21 protein-coding genes are annotated in these 21834 nt (G+C 65.2%); 7 read left to right on the top strand and 14 right to left on the bottom strand.

The genetic code is table 11. The features are described 5' to 3' along the window. Positions 1-93: 93 nt before the first annotated feature. Complete coding sequence (locus tag N5D48_RS15865) at positions 94-768, top strand: heavy metal response regulator transcription factor (RefSeq protein ID WP_279885898.1); 675 nt, start codon at positions 94-96, stop codon at positions 766-768. Next, the gene (locus tag N5D48_RS15860; RefSeq protein ID WP_279885895.1) at positions 765-2150 is read left to right on the top strand and encodes a heavy metal sensor histidine kinase; all 1386 of its coding nucleotides are present in this window, start codon (positions 765-767) and stop codon (positions 2148-2150) included. Before N5D48_RS15865 ends, N5D48_RS15860 begins: the two co-directional genes overlap by 4 nt. 76 nt (positions 2151-2226) lie before the next feature. Here the strand turns inward: N5D48_RS15860 and pdxJ are convergent, their stop codons facing one another. The 10 genes from pdxJ to rpoE form a co-directional block, all read right to left on the bottom strand. Further along, on the bottom strand, positions 2227-2967 hold the full coding sequence (gene pdxJ / locus N5D48_RS15855; RefSeq protein ID WP_279885894.1) for a pyridoxine 5'-phosphate synthase: 741 nt from the start codon (positions 2965-2967) through the stop codon (positions 2227-2229). Between the two features lie 44 nt (positions 2968-3011). Then, on the bottom strand, positions 3012-3695 hold the full coding sequence (recO, locus tag N5D48_RS15850) for a DNA repair protein RecO (protein ID WP_279885892.1): 684 nt from the start codon (positions 3693-3695) through the stop codon (positions 3012-3014). 162 nt (positions 3696-3857) lie between these two features. Beyond that, on the bottom strand, positions 3858-4760 hold the full coding sequence (gene era / locus N5D48_RS15845; protein WP_028690122.1) for a GTPase Era: 903 nt from the start codon (positions 4758-4760) through the stop codon (positions 3858-3860). Beyond that, complete coding sequence (rnc, locus tag N5D48_RS15840; protein ID WP_279885889.1) at positions 4753-5442, bottom strand: ribonuclease III; 690 nt, start codon at positions 5440-5442, stop codon at positions 4753-4755. Before rnc ends, era begins: the two co-directional genes overlap by 8 nt. A gap of 161 nt (positions 5443-5603) precedes the next feature. Continuing rightward, positions 5604-6458, bottom strand: coding sequence for a signal peptidase I (gene lepB, locus N5D48_RS15835; protein ID WP_279885887.1), 855 nt, complete (start codon positions 6456-6458; stop codon positions 5604-5606). Between the two features lie 5 nt (positions 6459-6463). Beyond that, positions 6464-8263, bottom strand: a complete 1800-nt coding sequence (gene lepA / locus N5D48_RS15830; protein ID WP_110739522.1) for a translation elongation factor 4 — start codon at positions 8261-8263, stop codon at positions 6464-6466. 270 nt (positions 8264-8533) lie between these two features. After that, complete coding sequence (locus N5D48_RS15825) at positions 8534-9967, bottom strand: DegQ family serine endoprotease (protein WP_279885885.1); 1434 nt, start codon at positions 9965-9967, stop codon at positions 8534-8536. A 170-nt stretch (positions 9968-10137) separates the two neighbouring features. After that, positions 10138-11103 (bottom strand): MucB/RseB C-terminal domain-containing protein, encoded by a 966-nt coding sequence (locus N5D48_RS15820; protein ID WP_279885882.1) that lies wholly within the window; start codon positions 11101-11103, stop codon positions 10138-10140. Between the two features lie 8 nt (positions 11104-11111). Continuing rightward, complete coding sequence (locus N5D48_RS15815; protein ID WP_279885881.1) at positions 11112-11705, bottom strand: RseA family anti-sigma factor; 594 nt, start codon at positions 11703-11705, stop codon at positions 11112-11114. Between the two features lie 31 nt (positions 11706-11736). After that, on the bottom strand, positions 11737-12318 hold the full coding sequence (rpoE, locus tag N5D48_RS15810) for an RNA polymerase sigma factor RpoE (RefSeq protein WP_010220971.1): 582 nt from the start codon (positions 12316-12318) through the stop codon (positions 11737-11739). Positions 12319-12755: 437 nt separating this feature from the next. On the opposite strand from rpoE, the gene nadB reads away from it, so the two are divergent. Next, positions 12756-14360 (top strand): L-aspartate oxidase, encoded by a 1605-nt coding sequence (gene nadB / locus N5D48_RS15805; protein WP_279885879.1) that lies wholly within the window; start codon positions 12756-12758, stop codon positions 14358-14360. Positions 14361-14455: 95 nt separating this feature from the next. Here nadB and N5D48_RS15800 read toward each other — a convergent pair whose 3' ends face one another. Further along, entirely contained in the window at positions 14456-14914 is a 459-nt protein-coding gene (locus tag N5D48_RS15800) for a protein YgfX (RefSeq protein WP_279885876.1), read from the bottom strand. After that, positions 14898-15152 (bottom strand): succinate dehydrogenase assembly factor 2, encoded by a 255-nt coding sequence (locus tag N5D48_RS15795; protein WP_133332057.1) that lies wholly within the window; start codon positions 15150-15152, stop codon positions 14898-14900. Before N5D48_RS15795 ends, N5D48_RS15800 begins: the two co-directional genes overlap by 17 nt. 133 nt (positions 15153-15285) lie before the next feature. Between N5D48_RS15795 and N5D48_RS15790 the strand changes: the two genes are divergently transcribed. Continuing rightward, positions 15286-16227 carry a folate-binding protein YgfZ gene (locus N5D48_RS15790; protein ID WP_279885871.1) on the top strand — a complete coding sequence of 314 codons (942 nt, stop codon included), beginning with the start codon at positions 15286-15288 and terminating at the stop codon, positions 16225-16227. Positions 16228-16282: 55 nt separating this feature from the next. Beyond that, positions 16283-17089: an HDOD domain-containing protein gene (locus N5D48_RS15785; RefSeq protein ID WP_279885869.1), complete on the top strand. Its 807-nt coding sequence runs from the start codon at positions 16283-16285 to the stop codon at positions 17087-17089. A gap of 156 nt (positions 17090-17245) precedes the next feature. On the opposite strand, the gene N5D48_RS15780 is transcribed toward N5D48_RS15785, so the two are convergent. Together N5D48_RS15780 and N5D48_RS15775 are read right to left on the bottom strand one after the other, a co-directional pair. Continuing rightward, positions 17246-18625, bottom strand: coding sequence for a sensor histidine kinase (locus tag N5D48_RS15780; protein ID WP_279885867.1), 1380 nt, complete (start codon positions 18623-18625; stop codon positions 17246-17248). Beyond that, entirely contained in the window at positions 18618-19289 is a 672-nt protein-coding gene (locus N5D48_RS15775; RefSeq protein ID WP_279885865.1) for a response regulator, read from the bottom strand. The genes N5D48_RS15780 and N5D48_RS15775 overlap by 8 nt, the downstream gene beginning before the upstream one ends. 200 nt (positions 19290-19489) lie before the next feature. Between N5D48_RS15775 and N5D48_RS15770 the strand changes: the two genes are divergently transcribed. After that, complete coding sequence (locus tag N5D48_RS15770; protein WP_279885864.1) at positions 19490-20779, top strand: OprD family porin; 1290 nt, start codon at positions 19490-19492, stop codon at positions 20777-20779. Between the two features lie 31 nt (positions 20780-20810). Beyond that, positions 20811-21791, top strand: a complete 981-nt coding sequence (locus N5D48_RS15765) for a tripartite tricarboxylate transporter substrate binding protein (RefSeq protein WP_279885862.1) — start codon at positions 20811-20813, stop codon at positions 21789-21791. Positions 21792-21834: the final 43 nt, after the last annotated feature.

Raw genomic sequence — 21834 nt, 5'->3', positions numbered from 1 at the left:
GCTTGTGCATTCGCATCCAGTAACATCCTCGCCGCTTGACCCTGATGTCGCTACAGGGTCGAGAATCGCCCCCTTTCCATACAGAGCCTGACCATGCGCCTACTGATCATCGAGGACGAACCCCGCACCGCCGACTACTTGCAGCAAGGGCTGCGCGAGAACGGCTATGTGGTCGACTGCGCCCACACCGGGACCGATGGTCTGCACCTGGCCCGCCAACAGCCTTACGACCTGGTGATCCTCGACGTCAACCTGCCCGAACTGGACGGCTGGAGCGTGTTGCAACGCCTGCGTGCCGAGTCGTCCACGCGCATCATGATGCTCACCGCCCACGGCCGCCTGGCCGACCGGGTCAAAGGCCTGGACCTGGGCGCCGACGACTACCTGCTCAAACCCTTCGAGTTCCCCGAGCTGCTGGCGCGGATCCGCAGCCTGCTGCGGCGCAACGACCAGCACCTGCAACCCAGCACGCTGAAAGTCGCCGACCTCGAGCTCGACCCCGGCCGCCACCGGGCCTGGCGGGGCGGTCAACGCATCGACCTGACCGCCAAGGAGTTCGCCCTGCTGCACCTGCTGATGCGCCAGAGCGGCGAAGTCCTGTCGCGTACCCAGATCATCTCGCTGGTGTGGGACATGAACTTCGACTGCGATACCAACGTGGTGGAAGTGTCGATCCGTCGCCTGCGAGCGAAGATCGACGATCCCTTCGAAGACAAGCTGATCCACACCCTGCGCGGTGTCGGCTACGTGCTCGAGGCGCGCACGTGAAGCGCCCGACCCTGTCGCTGCGCCTGGGCCTGAGCGTCACCCTGATGGGCGCGGCGCTGGTCCTGCTGCTGGCCTGCCTGGCGGTGTTCGCCCTCGACCACGAGCTGGAAAGCCGGGCACGCAAGGACCTGGCGCGCAAGATGCAACAAGTCGAGCACAACCTGCGCGTGGACCTGCGCAGTGACGACCTGGGTTCCCGTGCCCACCCCTTGCTCGACCTGGTGATGGGCCATGACAACCTCAGCCTCAGCGTGGTGGCGGTCAACGGTCGCCATCCGGCGCTGCTGAGCCTCGGTCCGGCCTTGCAGTCCCAGCACCTGATGACCCTGGAAGCCGACAACCGGCTGAGCTTTCACGCCTGGCGCGACGGCGCCGACAACCAGATTCTCACCGCCAGCCGCCTGATGCGCCTGCGCGACGACACACCGGTCAAGGTACTGATGTCGCTCAACCGCAGCGACGACAACAGCCTGCTGCAGGCCTACCTGCACTCGACCTTGCTGGCCTTGCCGCTGCTCCTGGTGCTTATCGGCATCGCTGCCTGGAAGCTGGTGCAGCGCGGCCTGCGCCCCTTGCGGCACTTTCGCCGCATCGCCGGACAGGTTTCGGCGCAGGACCTCGAACACCGTCTGCCGGACGAAGGATTGCCCACCGAGCTGGCCGACCTGGCCCGGGCCATCAATGTCATGCTGGACCGGCTCGACCAGGGCGTGCGCCAACTGTCGCAGTTCTCCGACGATCTGGCCCACGAACTGCGCACGCCCATCGGCAACCTGATGGGCAAGGCCCAGGTGACCCTGGCCCGCGAGCGTGACGGCGACAAGTACCGCGAAGCCCTGGAAGACAGCGTCGAGGAACTGACCCGACTCAACCGCATCATCAACGACATGCTGTTCCTGGCCCAGGTCAGCCAGCCACAGACCCAGGTCGCGCTGGTGCCAATCGCCGTGGCCGACGAGGTGGCGCGGGTCAGCGAGCTGTTCGCCTTCAGCGCCGAGCTCAAGGGCATCTCCCTGCACTTGCATGGCTGGGGCACGGCGCTGGCGGACCGGCTGATGTTCCAGCGCGCGCTGTCGAACCTGTTGAGCAATGCGATCCGCCATGGCCCCGAGGGCAAGCCGGTGGCCGTGGGCATCGAGCGCCAGGGCAATGAGATTGGCGTTTGGGTGGAGAACCAGGGGACGGGGATTGGCCAGGCGCACCTGCCGCACCTGTTCGAGCGGTTCTACAGGGCCGGAGCCGGGCGTTCGCGGCTGGAAGGCGGAACGGGACTGGGGCTGGCGATCGTGAAGTCGATCATGCAGCTGCATGGAGGGCGGGTCGAGGTGCAAAGCCAGCCGCAGGGCCCGACTCGATTCACCTTGGTATTTCAGGCCGAATGAGGCTATCGCGGGGCAAGCCCGCTCCCACAAAAGCACGAGCAAACGCCTGTGGGAGCGGGCTTGCCCCGCGATTGACCTAGCGCGAGGCCGCGACGATCAGCGCTTTCATCTCCGCCACCGCCGCCTTGAAGCCGACGAACAGCGCATGGGCCACCAGCGCGTGACCGATGTTCAGTTCGTTGATGCCCTTGATCGCGGCCACGGCCTCGACGTTGTGGTAATGCAGTCCATGCCCGGCATTGACGATCAGCCCCTGGCCGACGCCGAACGCAACACCGTCGACAATGCGCTTGAGCTCCTCGGCCACCTCGGTCGGCGTCTCGGCGTCGGCATAGCGGCCAGTGTGCAGCTCGATGGCCGGCGCGCCGACACGTCGCGAAGCTGCGATCTGCCGTTCATCGGCATCGATGAACAGCGACACTTCGGCACCGGTGCGCGACAAACGCTCGACCGCCGCCTTGATCCGCGCCTCCTGGCCGGCCACGTCGAGGCCGCCCTCGGTGGTCAGCTCCTGGCGGGTTTCCGGGACCAGGCAGATGTGCGCCGGGCGGATCTTCTCGGCGAAGGCCATCATCTCTTCGGTGACGCCCATCTCGAAGTTCATGCGGGTCTGCAGCACGTCCTTGAGCAGCAGCACGTCGCGCTCCTGGATATGCCGGCGGTCTTCGCGCAGGTGCACGGTGATGCCGTCGGCACCCGCTTCCTCGGCATCCAGCGCGGCCTTGACCGGGTCTGGGTAACGGGTGCCCCGGGCCTGGCGCAGGGTCGCCACGTGGTCGATGTTGACGCCGAGAAGCATGCGGTTGCTGTGAGTCACGAAGGGGCACTCCTGAGGGTTGAGGCCGACAGCATACGTGCTGATCAACGCTTGCGAAACAGTTCCCGGCTGACCAGCGGCTTTGGCCCCAGGTGCACGGCAAGGGCCTGGCGCATCAGGCGCTTGGCGGCAAGCAAGGCGCCTGGCGCCTGCCAGTCGGCCTCGGCCAGTGCCAGCAGCTCGCTGCCCTTGAACAGTCCAGGCTGGAACAGCTCTACGCGCTCCAGCCCGGCGTCGACCTGCAGGCGATACAAACCCTCGGCGGCGACCGCGAGGCCATTGGCATCCTGATCCAGGGCGAAGGCGTAGCCCAGCTCGTCCAGCAGCCGCCATTCGAACGAGCGCAGCAACGGCTCCAACGGGCGTCCGGCGGCCAGCGCCTGCAAGGTCAGGGTGTAGTGCTCGAACAACGCCGGATGTGGCGCCTCGGCCGGCAGCAGGCGCATCAGCAATTCATTGAGGTAAAGCCCGCTGAACAGCGCGTCGCCATGCAGCCAGGCGGCAATGCCGCTGCTGTCCAGGCGACCGACGTTCTTCAGTTCACCACGCCCGCGCAGCTCCACCTCCAGCGGCACGAACGGGCGCACCAGGCTGCCGCCCTTGCCCCGCGCCCGACGCAGCACCGCCCGTACCCGCCCCTGGGGGGTGAAAAAGTCCACCAGCGCGCTGGTTTCCTTGTAGGCGCGGCTGTGCAGCACGTAGGCGGGTTGGGGGGTGGGTTGTTCCATGACGATCTCCGAACCCAGGTTTGACGCAACCCATGTAGGAGCGGCCTTGTGTCGCGAAAGGGTCGCGCAGCGGCCCCAGGATCCACGTAGCACTCGAGATCTTGGGGCAGCTGCGCGACCCTTTCGCGGCACAAGGCCGCTGCTACAGAGGGAGTCCGGGACTTACAGGTCGCCGTAGCCCAGCGAACGCAGGGCGCGCTCGTCGTCGGACCAGCCGCCCTTGACCTTGACCCACAGGTTGAGCATGACCTTGGAGTCGAACAGCACTTCCATGTCCTTGCGCGCCTCGGAACCGATGCGCTTGATACGCTCGCCCTTGTCGCCAATGATGATCTTCTTCTGCCCGTCACGCTCGACCAGGATCAGCGCGTGGATGTGCAGCACATGGCCCTGCTGCTTGAATTCCTCGATTTCCACGGTGATCTGGTACGGCAGCTCGGCACCGAGCTGGCGCATGATCTTCTCACGCACCAGTTCGGCGGCGAGGAAGCGGCTGCTGCGGTCGGTGATCTGGTCTTCGGGGAAGAAGTGCTCGTTTTCCGGCAGGTGCTTGGCGATCTGGGCTTCCAGCGCTTCGAGGTTGTGCCCCTGCTGCGCGGAGATCGGCATCACTTCGGCGTTCGGCAGTTGTTCCTGCAGCCATTGCAGATGCGGGATCAGCTCGGCCTTCTCTTCCATGCGGTCGGTCTTGTTGACTGCGATGATCAGCGGGCCGGTCACGTACTGCACACGCTCGAGCACCAGCTGGTCCTCGTCGGTCCACTTGGTACGGTCGACCACGAAGATCACCACGTCGACGTCCTTCAGGGCCGCCGAGGCGTTGCGGTTCATGTAGCGGTTGAGCGCCTTGTCGTTGGCCTTGTGCATGCCGGGAGTGTCGACGTAGATCGCCTGCACGTCACCCTCGGTCTTGATGCCGAGCATGTTGTGGCGGGTGGTCTGCGGCTTGCGCGAGGTGATCGCCAGCTTCTGGCCGAGGATGTGGTTGAGCAGCGTGGACTTGCCGACGTTGGGGCGACCAACGATGGCCACGTAGCCGCAGCGGGTCGAAGTGTTCTCAGTCATTGCCATTCTCCACGCCCAGGGCGATCAATGCGGCGGCGGCGGCGACCTGCTCGGCGATACGCCGGCTGACGCCCTGCCCACGGCTCTTGTTGTTCAGCAGCACCACTTCGCATTCGACGAAGAAGGTCCGGCAGTGCGGTTCGCCCTGGATATCCACCACTTCGTAGCGCGGCAGCTCGCAGGCACGCGACTGCAGGAATTCCTGCAGGCGCGTCTTGGGGTCCTTGTTGGTGTCGACCAGGGTCAGGCCATCGAACTCGTCGGTCAGCCAGGCGAGGATACGCTCGCGCGCGGTCTGCATGTCGGCGTCCTGGTAGATGGCACCGATCAACGCCTCCAGGGCGTCGGCGAGAATCGACTCACGGCGAAAACCACCGCTCTTGAGCTCGCCCGAGCCCAAGCGCAGGTATTCACCCAGGTCGAAACCACGGGCCAGGCGGGCCAGGGTCTCGCCTTTGACCAGACGAGCGCGCAGGCGCGACAGCTGGCCTTCTCGGGCCTGCGGGAAGCGCTCGAACAGCGCCTCGCCGACCACGAAGTTGAGGATGGCATCGCCGAGAAATTCCAGGCGCTCGTTGTTGCGCCCGGCATAGCTGCGATGGGTCAGGGCCAGCAGCATCTGGTCCTGGTTCTTGAAGGTGTAGCCGAGCTTGCGCTCCAGGCGACCAAGGGAAGCACTCATGGGGCCACCCCGGCAAAGTTCAACGCGTTGTTCAAATCAACATCCTGAAAGACGGTTTGACTGTGGTCCGTCGCCGATAACGGCGAAAGCCCTCGCTCCCTGAGAACACAGCCTATGTCAGAAATGCAATCGGCGCCGTCCGTGGACAGCGCCGTCGATACTCAATGGATCAGCCCGACCCGCGACAGGTTAGGCAAGTGACTGAGCTTCGGCTCCGGCCAGCTCATCCACACCGCGAACGCCTTGCCGACGATATTGCGGTCCGGCACCATGCCCTGCAGTTCCTTGGGAATGTTCGGATCATCCCAGAAACGGCTGTCGTTGGAGTTGTCGCGGTTGTCACCCATCATGAAGTAATGACCCGCCGGCACGGTCCATTGCTGGTCCGGCGGCATGCGGTAGCGGGTCATTTCCTTGCGGATCAGGTGCTCGGCCTCACCGAGTTTCTCCTTGTACAGCTCGGCGCTGCCCAACGTGCCCGGCTCGCTGCCGACCAGTTGTTCGGCAACCGCCTGGCCATTGACGTACAAGCGCTTGTCACTGGTGTAGCGAATCTGGTCGCCCGGCAGGCCGACCACACGCTTGATGTAGTTGACGTTCGGATCGCTCGGGTAGCGGAACACCATCACATCCCCACGCTGCGGGTCACCCACCTCGATGACCTTCTTGTCGATCACCGGCAGGCGGATACCGTAGGAGAACTTGTTCACCAGGATGAAGTCGCCCACTTCCAGCGTCGGCTTCATCGAGCCCGACGGGATCTGGAACGGCTCGACCAGGAACGAGCGCAGCACCAGCACGATGAACAGCACCGGGAAGAACGACTTGCCGTATTCGACCAGCAAGGGCTCCTTGTTCAGGCGTTCGACCACGGCCACTTCAGGCTGGGTGACGCTGCCCTGATAGTTGGCGATCGCCGCTCGCCGGCGCGGGGCCAGGAACAGCAGGTCGATCAAACCCAACAGACCACAGACGGCGACGGCGATGACGAGCAACAGCGGGAAATTTAGCGACATAGGACCTAGCTATCCAACCTGAGCACGGCGAGGAAGGCTTCTTGTGGGATCTCCACGTTGCCGACCTGTTTCATGCGTTTCTTACCGGCCTTCTGCTTCTCCAGCAGCTTCTTCTTACGGCTGACGTCGCCACCGTAGCACTTGGCCAGTACGTTCTTTCTGAGCGCCTTGACGGTCGTCCGCGCGATGATCTGGCCGCCGATGGCTGCCTGGATCGCCACATCGAACATCTGTCGAGGGATCAGTTCCTTCATCTTTTCGGTCAACGCCCGGCCTTTGTAGGCCGCGTTGTCGCGGTGCACGATCAAAGCCAGGGCATCGACCTTGTCACCGTTGATCAGCACATCCAGCTTGACCAGGTTGGCCGACTGGTAGCGGTCGAAATGATAGTCCAGCGACGCGTAGCCGCGACTGGTGGACTTGAGGCGGTCGAAGAAGTCCAGCACCACTTCGTTCATCGGCAGGTCGTAGCGCACCTGCACCTGGCTGCCGAGGAACTGCATGTCGCGCTGCACACCACGCTTCTCGATGCACAGGGTGATGACGTTGCCCAGGTGCTCCTGCGGCACGAGGATGGTGGCGGTGACGATCGGCTCGCGGAAATCGTTGACCGCCGAGACGTCCGGCAGCTTCGACGGGTTGTCGACGGTGATGGTTTCACCGGTCTTGAGCTCGAGCTCGTAGATCACGCTCGGGGCGGTGGTGATCAGGTCCAGGTCGTATTCGCGCTCCAGGCGCTCCTGGATGATCTCCATGTGCAGCATGCCGAGGAAGCCACAACGGAAGCCGAAGCCCAGGGCGTCCGAGCTTTCCGGCATGTACTGCAGCGACGAGTCGTTCAGGGTCAGCTTCTGCAGGGCGTCGCGGAAGTCCTCGAAGTCGTCGGAGCTGACCGGGAACAGGCCTGCGTAGACCTGCGGCTGGATCTTCTTGAAGCCTGGCAGCACTTCGACTTCAGGCGTGTTGGACAGGGTCAGGGTGTCACCCACAGGCGCGCCGTGAATGTCCTTGATGCTGGCGATGATGAAGCCTACTTCGCCGGCTTTCAGATCGGCGGTCTGCGTGTGTTTCGGGGTGAACACGCCGACGCTGTCGACCAGGTGCACCTTGCCGGTGGACTTGACCAGGATCTTGTCGCCCTTCTTGACGCGGCCCTGGCGCACGCGCACCAGAGAGACCACGCCCAGGTAGTTGTCGAACCAGGAGTCGATGATCAGCGCCTGCAGCGGCGCATCAATTTCACCCTCAGGCGCGGGGATGGTCTGGACCAGGCGCTCGAGCACCTCGTCGACACCCATGCCGCTCTTGGCGCTGCAGGCCACGGCGTCGGTGGCGTCGATGCCGATGATCTTCTCGATCTCGTCCTTGACGCGGTCCGGGTCGGCCTGGGGCAGGTCCATCTTGTTCAGCACGGGCATTACTTCCAGGCCCTGCTCGATGGCGGTGTAGCAGTTGGCGACCGACTGCGCCTCGACGCCCTGGCCGGCGTCGACCACCAGCAGCGCACCCTCGCACGCGGCCAGCGAACGCGAGACTTCATAGGTGAAGTCAACGTGGCCGGGAGTGTCGATGAAGTTCAGCTGGTAGGTCTTACCATCCTGCGCTTTGTAGTGCAGCGTGACGCTGTGGGCCTTGATGGTGATCCCGCGCTCGCGCTCCAGGTCCATGGAGTCGAGGACCTGGGCTTCCATTTCGCGCGCCGTCAGGCCACCGCACATCTGGATGAAACGGTCGGCCAGCGTCGACTTGCCATGGTCGATGTGGGCGATGATGGAGAAATTGCGGATATGACTCAAATCACTCACGGGTCAACACTCGAAAAGGCTGCGAGCCGGACGCCCGCCGAAAAATAGCCGGGAATTGTACCTCAAGCCGCAGGGATATGGGAGAACCCTTGTCACCTGCCTATCGGTTAGCGTGGGAGCGGGCTTGCCCCGCGATGGCGTCCGATCAGGCGAAAATGTTGCCTGTTCGAGCCACATCGCGGGGCAAGCCCGCTCCCACACAGGACCATCAAGTTCTGCTGCTCATGAAAAAGGGCAGCCGAAGCTGCCCTTTCCTACACGATGCCCAGCTTATTCAGCCAGCTTGAAGGTGATGAAGCTCGCTCGCCCCTGACGCAGCACGCGCATGGACACCGAACGGTTCTTCGGCAGCTCCTTGGCGATCTCGGTGAACTGCTTGGCCGAGGCGATGGCCTGGTTGTTCAGGTGGCTGATGACATCGCCCGGACGCAGGCCGATCATCGCCGCCGGGCCATCCTGGACCTCCTTGATCACCACGCCGCCCTTGAGCTCCAGGGATTTCTTCTGCTCGGCGGACAGGTCGGTCACCGAAACACCCAGGCGATTGCTGCTGCGCTCGGCGCCGCCCTGGGCACCGGTACCGATGTCGGCGTCGTCGTCCGGCAGGGCACCGACAGTGACATCCAGATTCTGGCGCTTGCCGTTGCGGATGATCTCCAGCTTGGCCTTGTCGCCGTCCTTGAGACCGCCCACCAGGTGCGGCAGGTCGGCCGACATGACGATCGGCTGGCCGTTCATGCTCAGGATCACGTCACCCACCTGCAGGCCACCCTTGGCTGCCGGGCCCTCTTCCAGCACCTGCGCCACCAGCGCGCCGGCCGGCTTGTCCAGGCCGAACGATTCGGCCAGGTCCTTGTTGACCTCCTGGATCACCACGCCCAGCCAGCCACGGCTGACCTTGCCGTCCTTCTTCAGCTGGTTCGACACATCGATCGCCACGTCGATCGGGATGGCGAACGACAGGCCCATGAAGCCGCCGGAGCGCGTGAAGATCTGCGAGTTGATCCCCACGACCTCGCCCTTCATGTTGAACAGCGGGCCGCCGGAGTTGCCTGGGTTGATGGCCACGTCGGTCTGGATGAACGGTACATAGGTGTCGTTCGGCAGGGTACGTCCCTTGGCGCTGACGATACCCTTGGTGACCGAATGGTCGAAGCCGAACGGCGAGCCGATGGCCAGTACCCACTCACCAACCTTCAATTTCTCCGAATCGCCCAGCTTGACGGTCGGCAGGTTCTTGCCCTCGACCTTGAGCAAGGCCACGTCGGTACGCGGGTCGGTGCCGACCAGCTTGGCCTGCAGCTCGCTGCGATCGGACAGACGGACGATGATCTCGTCGGCATCGGCGACCACATGGTTGTTGGTCAGCACGTAGCCATCGCTGGAAATGATGAAGCCCGAGCCCAGCGACTGGGCCTCACGCTGGCGGTCGCCACGGGGCGAACGCGGCTGCTGCGGCATGTTGCGCTCGAAGAACTCGCGGAACATCGGCGGCAGGCCTTCCAGATCAGGCATCTGTCCGGCGGCGATGCGGCGGTCCGGCAGCTTCTGCTTGGTACTGATGTTGACGACCGCCGGCGAGGCCTGCTCCACCAAGGTGGTGAAGTCCGGCAGGGCTTCCTCGGCCTGGGCGGTGAGCACCTGGCCGAGCATGAGCACCGCGGCGAACATCGAGAGATAGGTTTTCAAGCGTGGTATTGACATACGGCTCCCGTCACAACGAGCGTAGTTAGCAGTAGGACCCCTGCAGAAGCAGGAAAGGCCAGACTCCGAGAAGCCTGACCTATAGAAAATTTGCGGCTGGATTGCAAATGACAATGCTTTAATTTCATGTCAGCTCTGTGTAACAAGAGCTGTCAGAAGGCGGCGCGACCTCATTGCCGCGCCTGGGCATCCTGGGCCCGCATCGACAGGGCGATACGCTCGGCGGTCCCCAGGGGAATCTCCCCGACCACGGTGACCATCACCTTGCCCGTGGGCGTGTTGAGACGGCGCGATACCGCGACGGTAGGACCGAGCTGGGCGCGGGTATCGGCACCGACATCGCTGCCGATCGGCTCCAGGAACACCGAGAAGCGCGCCAAGCCGTCGTCATACATCAGGCTGCTGACCGTGCTCTTGCGCGCCGGATCACGGCGCACCGAACTGTTGACCAGCTCGAAACCTGGCGGCAGCCAGTCGGAGCGCCACCCGGCGACGGTTTCCGCCGTCCTGGAGGCCCCCGGCTCGACTGGCTTGCACGCGGCGCTGGCGCTGAGATCGCCATCGCTCGGCAAGTCGTCGGTGTCGAGGCGGGTCATCTGGAAGCGTTCGAGCAATTGCCCTTTGTCGTTGAGCATCAACGAGCGCAGCGGCAAGCCTGTACGACGATCCAGGTGCAGTTCGAAGGCATATCGGTGCTGGTCGCGCGGGGTCAGGGTGACGATCACCGCGTCGCGACCGGCGACGCGTGACTTGCCCGCCACGCCCAAGTCGTACCAGCTCATCAGCTTGAGCGGATCAAGTGCACGCGGCGCGGAATCGGGCGGAGCGCCGACACCGCTGACCAGGGCGCCACTGACGCACTGTACCTTGCCATCGACACGCACGATTTCCTGGGCCGAGCCATCGAGCTGGAGCAAACGCTCGCTGACCTTGCCGTCCTGGACGCGATGCCAGATATCGTGGGTGGAGAAGCTGCCGTTGCGTTCGTAGACGAAGGAGCCCTGGTAACTCTGCTCTTGCTCGGCCCGTGCCAGCTTGCTCAGCCACTCGCTCGCCTCGGGCGAAGAGTTGGCCGCCAGGGCCTGTACCGTCAAGCTGCTGCCAAGCAGCAGCGACAGGAGAGGTAGCGCGCGCATGATCCTCCTTACTTGGCGGTTTCCAGGCTGGCGGCACGCGCGTAGGGCAGCGCGGTCTCGTTGCCCTTGAGCGCGGACTCCTGGGCGTGCTGACGCAGGTAACCTGGCAGACGCTGATCCCAGCCGGCCTGATTCTGCAGCACACCGTTGGCCATCGGCCCGGTCGGTTGTTCGCTGCTTTCACTATAGCCTGCCAGAACGGCCGGACCTTGTGCCTGTGGCATGCTCAGCCCCTGCTGGGCAGGCTGCTGCGCGGCCAGCTCGGCGCCGCCGATCTCGTCCTGGTTGTAGAAGCGCACGCCAGCCAGCACGGCAACGGTGACCGAGGCAGCCACGGCCAGACGGCCGATGCTGCGCCACGGACCTTGCTTGACCTTGGCCGGCACGGCCTCATCGGCCAGCGCCGCGGAGACCGCCGAGGCGATATCCAGTTTGGGCAGCAGCAGCTCGTTGTGCATGGCTGCGCGAGCGACCTGGTAGCGCGACCAGGTAGCGCGGGTTTCGGCGTCGTCGACGGCGTTAAGCACGCGACGCAGCTCCAGTTCGTCCGCTTCGTTATCCATCACCGCGGACAGCGATTCCTGCAAAGCTTCACGACTCATGGCGGTTCCTCTCTTGGCTGTCGCCGCTGTCTCAGGTTTCCTGCAACAGAGGCTGCAGGGCTTTGTCTATGGCCTCCCGAGCGCGGAAGATTCGAGAGCGCACGGTACCCACCGGACATTGCATGACACTGGCAATGTCTTCGTAACTCAGACCGTCGAACTCGCGCAGCGTCAATGCCGTGCGCAAATCCTCGGGCAGCTGCTGGATGGTGCGATGGACCGTGCCTTCGATTTCATCCCGCAACAACGCGCGCTCTGGGGACTCGAGATCCTTGAGACCATGATCGCCGTCGTAAAACTCCGCATCCTCGGAGCTCACATCGCTGTCTGGCGGCCGTCTTCCACGGGACACCAGGTAGTTCTTCGCCGTGTTGATGGCGATGCGGTACAGCCAGGTATAGAAAGCACTGTCACCGCGAAAATTTCCAAGCGCCCGGTATGCCTTGATGAAGGCTTCCTGCGCCACGTCCTGCGCCTCATGGGTGTCGTGTACGAAACGCACGATCAACCCGAGAATCTTGTGCTGATACTTCAGCACCAACAGATCGAACGCTCGCCTGTCGCCGCGCTGCACGCGCTCGACAAGCTGCTGATCCTCTTCCTGGGTTAGCATGAACACTCCTCAGTGAACTCGAAGGAGCGTCGCGACAGCCATCGTTCAGGCTTGCAACCATAGACTCGGGCTTTGCGCAAAAGTTCTCCCCTCCAAGCAAGTTTCCTGCGGCCCTTGGTCGGCTCGCACGGAAGACGCAGCGCGGTCGCGACCGGCTGCGTCGATATTCTGGTTTCAGTACACAGGTGCCAGCCCAAGATAGAGCTGCCGCCCTGCGTCGCCGCGGCAAAATGTGGCGTCTGGGCAGCCTTCATGAGATTTCCGCGGCTGTAGGAAAGTTCCCCAAGAAGATCGCCGCCAACGCTCAAGCGCCATTGGAAATCAGGCCCCCGGGGCTGCTATAAAGGCATCCCGGCCAGGATTCACGATAGTTTCACAATGCCATCGGCGCCTGACTATTGTGCCGTGCCCCCCTCAAAGATTACTAGTGTCCCGACATGAGCCAACAATTCCAACATGATGTCCTGGTGATCGGCAGTGGTGCCGCCGGTCTCAGCCTGGCACTGAACCTCCCCGGCCACCTTCGCATCGCCGTGCTGAGCAAGGGCGACCTGGCCAACGGTTCGACCTTCTGGGCCCAGGGCGGCGTCGCCGCGGTGCTCGACGACACCGACACCGTGCAGTCCCATGTCGAGGACACCCTGAACGCGGGCGGCGGACTGTGCCACGAGGATGCCGTGCGCTTCACCGTCGAGCACAGCCGCGAGGCCATCCAGTGGCTGATCGAGCAAGGCGTGCCCTTTACCCGCGACGAACACTACAGCGTCGATGACGGTGGTTTCGAGTTCCACCTCACCCGCGAGGGCGGCCACAGCCATCGGCGCATCATCCATGCCGCCGACGCCACGGGCGCGGCGATCTTCACCACCCTGCTGGAGCGCGCGCGCCAGCGACCGAACATCGAACTGCTCGAGCAACGCGTGGCGGTCGACCTGATCACCGAACGGCGCCTGGGCCTGGCGGGCGATCGCTGCCTGGGGGCCTACGTGCTGGACCGCAACACCGGCGAGGTCGACACCTTCGGCGCCCGCTTCACCGTGCTGGCCACGGGCGGCGCGGCCAAGGTCTATCTCTATACCAGCAATCCCGACGGCGCCTGTGGCGATGGCATCGCCATGGCCTGGCGGGCCGGCTGCCGGGTGGCGAACCTGGAATTCAATCAATTCCACCCGACCTGCCTGTACCACCCGCAAGCCAAGAGCTTCCTGGTCACCGAAGCGCTGCGTGGCGAGGGCGCGCTGCTGCGCCTGCCCAACGGCGAGCGCTTCATGCCGCGCTTCGACCCGCGCGAGGAACTGGCGCCCCGGGACATCGTCGCCCGCGCCATCGACCACGAAATGAAACGCCTGGGCGTGGACTGCGTGTACCTGGACATCAGCCACAAGCCCGCCGAGTTCATCAAAAGCCACTTCCCGACAGTCTACGAGCGCTGCCTGAGCTTCGGCATCGACATCACCCGCCACCCCATCCCGGTGGTGCCGGCGGCGCACTACACCTGTGGCGGCGTGGTGGTCGACGACCGTGGCCATACCGACGTGCCTGGCCTCTACGCCATCGGCGAAACCAGTTTCACCGGCCTGCACGGGGCCAACCGCATGGCCAGCAACTCGTTGCTCGAATGCTTCGTCTATGGCCGCGCCGCCGCCGCCGACATCGAGGCGCATCTCGAGCAAGTGAGCATGCCTCGCGCCCTGCCCTGCTGGGATGCCAGCCAGGTGACCGACTCGGACGAAGACGTGATCATCGCGCACAACTGGGACGAGCTGCGGCGCTTCATGTGGGACTACGTGGGTATCGTGCGCACCAGCAAGCGCCTGCAACGCGCCGAGCACCGGGTGCGCATGCTGCTGGACGAGATCGATGAGTTCTACAGCAACTACAAGGTCAGCCGCGACCTGATCGAGTTGCGCAACCTGGCCCAGGTGGCCGAGCTGATGATTCGCTCGGCGATGCAGCGCAAGGAAAGCCGCGGCCTGCACTACACCCTCGACTACCCAGGCATGCTGCCGGAGGCGGTGGATACCATCCTTAGCCCACGCTGACGCCCTGCGCGGGCAAACCCGCTCCCACAGATCGAGGCCAGCGCGATCGCCGTGGGAGCGGGTTTACCCGCGAAGGGCATGCCGCGATCGCAGCATCATGGCCGCGAAACCTCGGCCCACCTTCGGCGGCTGAATTTAAGCCGTACCCGCAAGCGCCGATGCTGCTCGTGCTCCAGCGCATCCCTGGGAATGCACTGCCCCTCGCTCCACCATCGCCCCTTGCGCACGAAACGCAGCACCACCATCCCCGGTAAAGCGACACTGTCCCGGCACAGCCGCGCCGGCTGCCAGCCCCCCGCGCGCCAGTAAAGGCGCCAACCGCGCGCATCGCGACGCAAGCCGGTGATGGCCTGGGGATGGGTCAGCAGGATTCGGCGGGGGATGACCCAGCAGGCGTGGGCAAGACAGACAAGCGCCAGCAGGCAACGCAGCCCTGCCGGCAAGGCAACGACGGCAAGCGTCGTCAGTGCCAGCACCAGGCTGGCGAGGTAGGCCGTCAGCAGCAGGCGCGAGCCCTGCCAACGGCACTCGAAGGCATCACTTGGGCTGGACACGGTCCAGGATGATGCGGACCATGCGCTGCAGCTCCGGGTCCTCTGACTCGGTGCGCTCCATGAACCAGCCGAACATGTCCTGGTCTTCGCAGGTCAGCAGCCGGCGATACAGCTCCCGGTCCGCTTCGCTCAGGTTCGGATAGACCTCCTGGGTGAATGGCACCAGCAGCACGTCCAGTTCCAGCATGCCGCGACGGCTGTGCCAGAAAAGCCGGTTGAGTTCAGTTTGTTCGACCATGGAGCCCTCCTCGAGTGGTCGCGCAGTATACCGCGCGGCGGACGAAGCGGCACAAGGCGTTGGTCTAGTCACCTACCTATTTTGTTACCGGCGTTCTATGATGGCCGCCAGTCTCCAGCTACCGCGATGACCCATGGCCGATACCGCTTTCTTCTGTCCCCTCTCCCACGAGGGCATTCTCGCCGTCCGCGGCTCCGACGCCGGCAAATTCCTGCAAGGCCAGCTGACCTGCAACATCAACTATCTCGGCGACGAGCACGCGAGCCTCGGTGCCCGCTGCATGGTCAAGGGCCGCATGCAATCGAGCTTTCGCATCGTGCCTGAAGGCAACGGCTACCTGCTGGCCATGGCCAGTGAACTGCTCGAGGCGCAACTGGCCGACCTGAAGAAATACGCCGTGTTCTCCAAAGCCACCTTGAGCGACGACAGCGCCGCCTGGACCCGCTTCGGCCTGCAGCACGGCGATGCCGCCCTGCAGGCGCTGGGCCTGAGCGTGCCGAGCGCGGCCGGTGCGACCGTTCGCCACGAGGGCCTGATCGCCATCGCCGTGTCGAGCGGCCGCGTGGAGCTCTGGGCGCCAGCCGAACAGGCCGCCCGCGTGCGCGACCAGCTGTCCGCCGTGCTGCCCGAAGGCACGCTCAACGATTGGCTGCTCGGCCAGATCCGCGCCGGCATCGGCCAGGTCATGGGGCCGACCCGCGAACTGTTCATTCCGCAGATGATCAACCTGCAGGCCGTCGATGGCGTGAGCTTCAAGAAGGGTTGCTACACCGGCCAGGAAATCGTCGCGCGCATGCAGTACCTGGGCAAGCTCAAGCGCCGCCAGTACCGTCTGGCACTCGACCAGGCCGATGTGCCGGCGCCGGGCGCCGAGATCTTCTCGCCCACCCACGGCTCGTCGGTCGGCGAAGTGGTACTGGCCGCCAGCAGCGGCAGCGGCGTGGAGCTGCTGGCCGTGCTCAGCGCCGAAGCGGTCGCCGATGACAACCTGCATTTGGGCAGCCTGGAAGGCCCGCGCCTGACGCTGCTCGACCTGCCTTACGAACTGGACCGCGACCGGGAAATCCAGCGCTGACCAGCCTGCCCCGCCGTCACCGCGACGGGGCCGCACCACTGCCGTAGAGAAGTCCATGAACAAGCTGGCCGAGATGGTCCAAGCGCAATTGCTCGACGCCATCGACAAGGACGACCTGGTCCTGCCGACCCTCCCGGAAGTTGCCCTGAGCATCCGCGAAGCCGCCGAGGACAGCGAGATCAGCGTCGCCGCCCTGAGCAAGGTGATCAGCCGCGACGCCGCGCTGTCGGCGCGCCTGATCAAAGTGGTCAACAGCCCGCTGTTGCGCGCCGCCGTCGAAGTCACCGACCTGCATACCGCCATCACGCGCCTGGGTATCAACTACAGCTGTAACCTCGCCATCGGCCTGGTGATCGAGCAGATCTTCCATGCCCGGGCGCCGGCAGTTGAACAGAAACTGCGGGACATCTGGGCCAACAGCCTGGAAGTCGCAGGCATCAGCTACGAAATCTGCCGCCGCTTTACCCAGCTCAAGCCCGACCAGGCCACCCTCGGCGGCCTGGTTCACCAGATCGGTGCCCTGCCGGTGCTGATCTATGCCGAAGAACACAACGAGCTGCTGTCCGATCCGGTGTGCCTGCACTACGTGATCGAACAGATCCAGCCGGTGCTGGGCGACAAGATCCTCAGTGCCTGGGAGTTCCCCGAGCAACTGGTCGACCTGCCCGGCCAGGTCCAGGACCTGGACCGGCGCACCGACCGGATCGACTATATCGACGTCGTGCAGATCGCCCGCTGCATCAGCCAGCGCGGCCGCAGCCGGCCGCTGGCCGCCCTGCCGGCCTACCGGCATCTGGGACTGCCCTATGGCACCGAGCTGGACATCGCCGAGCTGCTGGATGCGCGCAGCATGCTGCGCTGATCGACGCCCACCTGCACGGCCCTTTCGCGGGTAAACCCGCTCCCACAGGGATCGCGCCAGACCGAAGCACCTGAGCAAGACAGCCATTCCCGCAGAGCCATGGGCCTAACCTGTGGGAGCGGGTTTACCCGCGAAAGGGCCAGTACTGGCCATGCATCAATCCGCGATGAAACTCACCCGCACCTTCAGCCCGCCCCGCTCGCCATCGTGCAGGCTGATCTGCGCCAGGTGCGCCCGGCAGATCTCACCCACGATGGCCAGCCCCAGCCCGCTGCCCTGGGCGCTGCGCCGGTAGAAGCGCTCGAACACCCGTTCACGCTCATCCTGCGGAATCCCTGGGCCGTCGTCCTCGACCTCGAGCACGGCCGGCGCCAGCACCCGCAGGACCACATCGCCCCCAGGCGGGGTATGGGCCAGGGCGTTGTCCACCAGGTTGCTGAGCAGTTCGTTGAGCAAGGTCGGCTCGCCCTTGAGCCATACCGGCGCCTCGGCCTCCAGCGCCAGGGCCACGCCCCGGGCATGGGCCAGCGGCGCCATGGCCATGCCCAGTTCGCGGGCCAGCTGGCTCAGGTCCAGACGCTGGGCGCCGCCTTCGGCGATGGCCCTGGCGCCGTTCTCCACCCGGGCCAGGGACAGCAGCTGGTTGGCCAGATGGGTCAGCCGGTCCGTGCCCTGGGCCGCCGCCTCGAGCGTCTTGCGCCATTCTTCGGGCTCTTTCGAGCGCAGGCCCAGTTCGACCCGCGCCTTGAGTGCCGCCAGCGGCGTGCGCAGCTCATGGGCGGCATCGGCGATGAACTGCGCCTGGCGCTCGAACTGCCCGCGCAAGCGCTCGGTGAAGTGGTTCAACGCCCGCACCAGCGGCCCCAGCTCGCGCTGCACCTGGACCACCGGCAAGGCGCGCAGGTCATCCGGCTGGCGCTCTTCCACCGCCGTGCGCAGGCGCTCCAGCGGGCGCAACGCGGCGCTGACCGCGAACCACACCATCACCAGCGCGCCGAGCGCCAGCATGCCCAGGCGCAGCAGGGTATCGGCCATCAACCCACGGGCCATGCGCACCCGAGCCTCTTCGGTCTCGGCCACGCGGATCTCGGCCATGCCGTTCATGTTCGGCTCGCTCACCGCCTTGAGCAGGCTGACCACACGCACGTCCTGGCCCAGATAGGTGGCGTTGTAGAAGCGCGCCAGGGCCGGGTAATCGTCGGTGCGCGGCGTGCCGGGCGGCGGCGGCGGCAGGTTCTCGTAGCCGGAGATCAGCTTCTGGTGGATATCCAGCACCTGGTAGTAGATGCGCCCGGCGCTGTCGTAGGCGAAGGTGTCCAAGGCCACGTAGGGCACATCGGCGCTGAGCGTGCCATCGCGCTGGGACAACCCGGCGGCGATGGTCCGCGCCGAGGCCAGCAGCGTGCGGTCGTAGGCGGTGTCGGCGGCTTCGCGGCCATTCCAGTAGGCGCTCAGGCCGCTGGCCAGCATCAGCACCACCAGCAACAGCGCCAGGTTGCCCAGCAGGCGCCCGCGCAGGCTGACGTTGTCACGCATCGCGGTGCTCTAGCAGGTAGCCCAGGCCGCGGAAGGTGACGATATGCACGGGGTGGCCGTCGAGCTTCTTGCGCAGGCGGTGAACGTAGATCTCGATGGCATCGGGGCTGGCTTCCTCGTCCAGGCCGAACACCTGGGCGGCCAGCTGCTCCTTGCTCATCACCCTTCCAGGCCGGGCGATCAGGGCTTCGAGCACGCTCTGCTCGCGCTGGGTCAGGGTGAGCGGCTCGTCGCTGAGGGTGAAGCGTCGGGTATCCAGGTCGTAGACCAGCGGCCCGCAGCGCTGCTGGCGCTCCCCACCCAGCACGCTGCGGCGCAGCAGGGCCTTGACCCGGGCCTCGAGCTCGGTCAGCTCGAAGGGCTTGGCCAGGTAGTCGTCGGCGCCCAGGTTCAGGCCATGCACGCGGTCCTTCACATCGCTGCGCGCCGTGAGCATCAGCACCGGCAGGGTCTTGCCACGCGCGCGCAGGCGCGCCAGCACCTCGAAGCCGTCCAGGCGCGGCAGGCCGACATCCAGCACCGCCACGGCATAGTCCTCACTGGCCAGGGCCAGGTCGGCGGCCACGCCGTCGTGCAGCACATCCACGGTCAGGCCCTGGCTCTTGAGAGCCTGGGCCACGCTTTCGGCCAGTTGCAGATGGTCTTCGACCAGCAGCACACGCATCGGATTCTCCCTGCTCGGGTGGGCTTTTTGCGCGGAGTGTACCGCCGTGGCGGGGACTGTGAAGCCCTCGCGAGAAACCTTTCACGCTGAAAGGTTAGCGAAAGGTTGGTTGCCTAGCATCGCACCACGGTCGCCCCGCGCGCCGCAAAAAGCACCAGCAAGGTGCAAACCAATAAGAACAATAAATGGAGTCACCGACGATGCTGTCCACACAGCCGCAGGCGTTCGCGCCTACCCGTTCCTTCGCCGCTCGACCTTCCGCCCTCGCCAGTGCCGTCGCCCTTGCCGGTGTCGCGCCCATGAGCCAGGCCGCCTTCTTCGAAGACAGCACGGCCACCTTCGAAACCCGCAACATGTACTTCAACCGCGACTTCCGCGACGGCACCAGCGCGCAGCAATCCAAGCGCGACGAATGGGCCCAGGGGTTCATGCTCAACTTCGAGTCCGGCTACACCGAGGGCACCGTGGGCTTCGGCCTCGACGCGCTGGGCATGCTCGGCATCAAGCTCGACTCCAGCAAGGACCGCACCGATACCGGCCTGTTGCCGACCCACGACAACGGCAAGGCCGCCGACGAGTACTCCAAGCTCGGCCTGACCGGCAAGGTCAAGGTCTCGCAGACCGAACTGAAGATCGGCACGCTGATCCCCGAACTGCCCACCCTGCAGCCCAACGACGGACGCATCCTGCCGCAGACCTTCGAAGGCGGCCTGCTCACCTCGAAGGAGATCAAGGGCCTGACCTTCACCGGCGGGCGCCTGGAAAAGGCCAAGGACCGCAACGACACCAACTGGGAAGACCTGGCCCTGAACAACAAGAACGGGCGCTTCGGCGGCTCGTTCAGCGCCGACAACCTGAACCTGGGCGGCCTGGACTACCAGTTCACCGACCGCATCACCGGCAGCTACCACTTCGCCCAGCTCGACGACATCTACCGCCAGCATTTCATCGGCATGCTCGCCACCCAGCCCTGGGGCCCGGGCACCTTCGGCGCCGACCTGCGCCTGGCGATCAGCGACGACGCAGGCGCGGCCAAGGCCGGCAAGATCGACAACACCACCTTCAACGGCATGCTCAGCTACACCCTGGGCGGGCACAAGGTCAGCGGCGCCTGGCAGCAGCTGTCCGGCGACAGCGCCTTCCCCTACGTCGATGGCGCCGACCCGTACCTGGTCAACTTCGTCCAGATCAACGACTTCGCAGGCGCCGACGAGCGCTCCTGGCAAGCACGCTACGACTACAACTTCGCCGCCCTGGGCATCCCCGGCCTGACCTTCATGACCCGCTACCTCAGCGGCGACAACGTCACCCGCGCCGCCGGCGGCGAAGGCAAGGAGTGGGAACGCAACACCGAACTGAAGTACGTGGTACAAAGCGGCCCGTTGAAGAACGTCGCCGTGCGCCTGCGCAACGCCACCTTCCGCTCCAACTTCGCCCGCGACGCGGACGAGGTGCGGCTGCTGGTGAGCTACAGCGTGGCTCTGTGGTAACCCATAACAACAACGCTCACGGAGATTGACGATGACCTTTTCACTGCGCCGCCTCGCCCTGGCCACCGGCTGCCTGCTGCTGGCCGGCAATGCCCTGGCCGCCGAACCCAAACGTCCCGAATGCATCGCCCCGGCCTCGCCCGGCGGCGGTTTCGACCTGACCTGCAAGCTGGTGCAGAGCGCCCTGGTGCAGGAGAAGATCCTCAGCAAGCCGATGCGCGTGACCTACATGCCCGGCGGTGTCGGCGCGGTGGCCTACAACGCCGTGGTCGCCCAGCGCCCGGGCGACGCCGGCACCCTGGTGGCCTGGTCCAGCGGCTCGCTGCTGAACCTGGCCCAGGGCAAGTTCGGCCGCTTCGACGAGAACGCGGTGAAATGGGTGGCGGCGGTCGGCACCAGCTATGGCGCCATCGCGGTCAAGAGCGACTCGCCCTACAAGACCCTCGACGACCTGGTCGCGGCCTTGAAGAAGGACCCGAGCAAGGTAGTGATCGGCTCCGGTGGCACCGTCGGCAGCCAGGACTGGATGCAGACCGCGCTGATCGCCAAGGCCGCCGGCATCAACCCGCGCGACCTGCGCTACGTGGCCCTGGAAGGCGGCGGCGAGATCGCCACCGCGCTGCTTGGCGGGCATATCCAGGTCGGCTCCACCGACATCTCCGACTCCATGCCGCACATCCAGAGCGGCAACATGCGCATTCTCGCGGTGTTCGCCGAGAACCGCCTGGACGAGCCGGAGATGAAGGACATCCCCACCGCCAAGGAGCAGGGCTACGACATCGTCTGGCCGGTGGTGCGCGGCTTCTACCTGGGGCCGAAGGTCAGCGACGAGGACTACGCCTGGTGGAAGAGCTCGTTCGACAAGATGCTGGCCTCCGAGGACTTCGCCAAGCTGCGTGACCAGCGCGAGCTGTTCCCCTTCGCCATGACCGGCGAGGAGCTGGACGGCTACGTGAAGAAGCAGGTGGCGGACTACAAGGCGCTGGCTCGTGAGTTCGGGCTGATCCAGTAAGCCTCCCGCGATCCCTGCAGGAGCGGCCTTGTGTCGCGAAAGG

This window comes from Pseudomonas sp. GD03858 (assembly GCF_029840925.1).
Lineage (GTDB): Bacteria > Pseudomonadota > Gammaproteobacteria > Pseudomonadales > Pseudomonadaceae > Aquipseudomonas.
The sequence above is the reverse complement of the archived record's forward strand: the minus strand, read 5'-3'. Positions and strand labels throughout refer to the sequence as shown.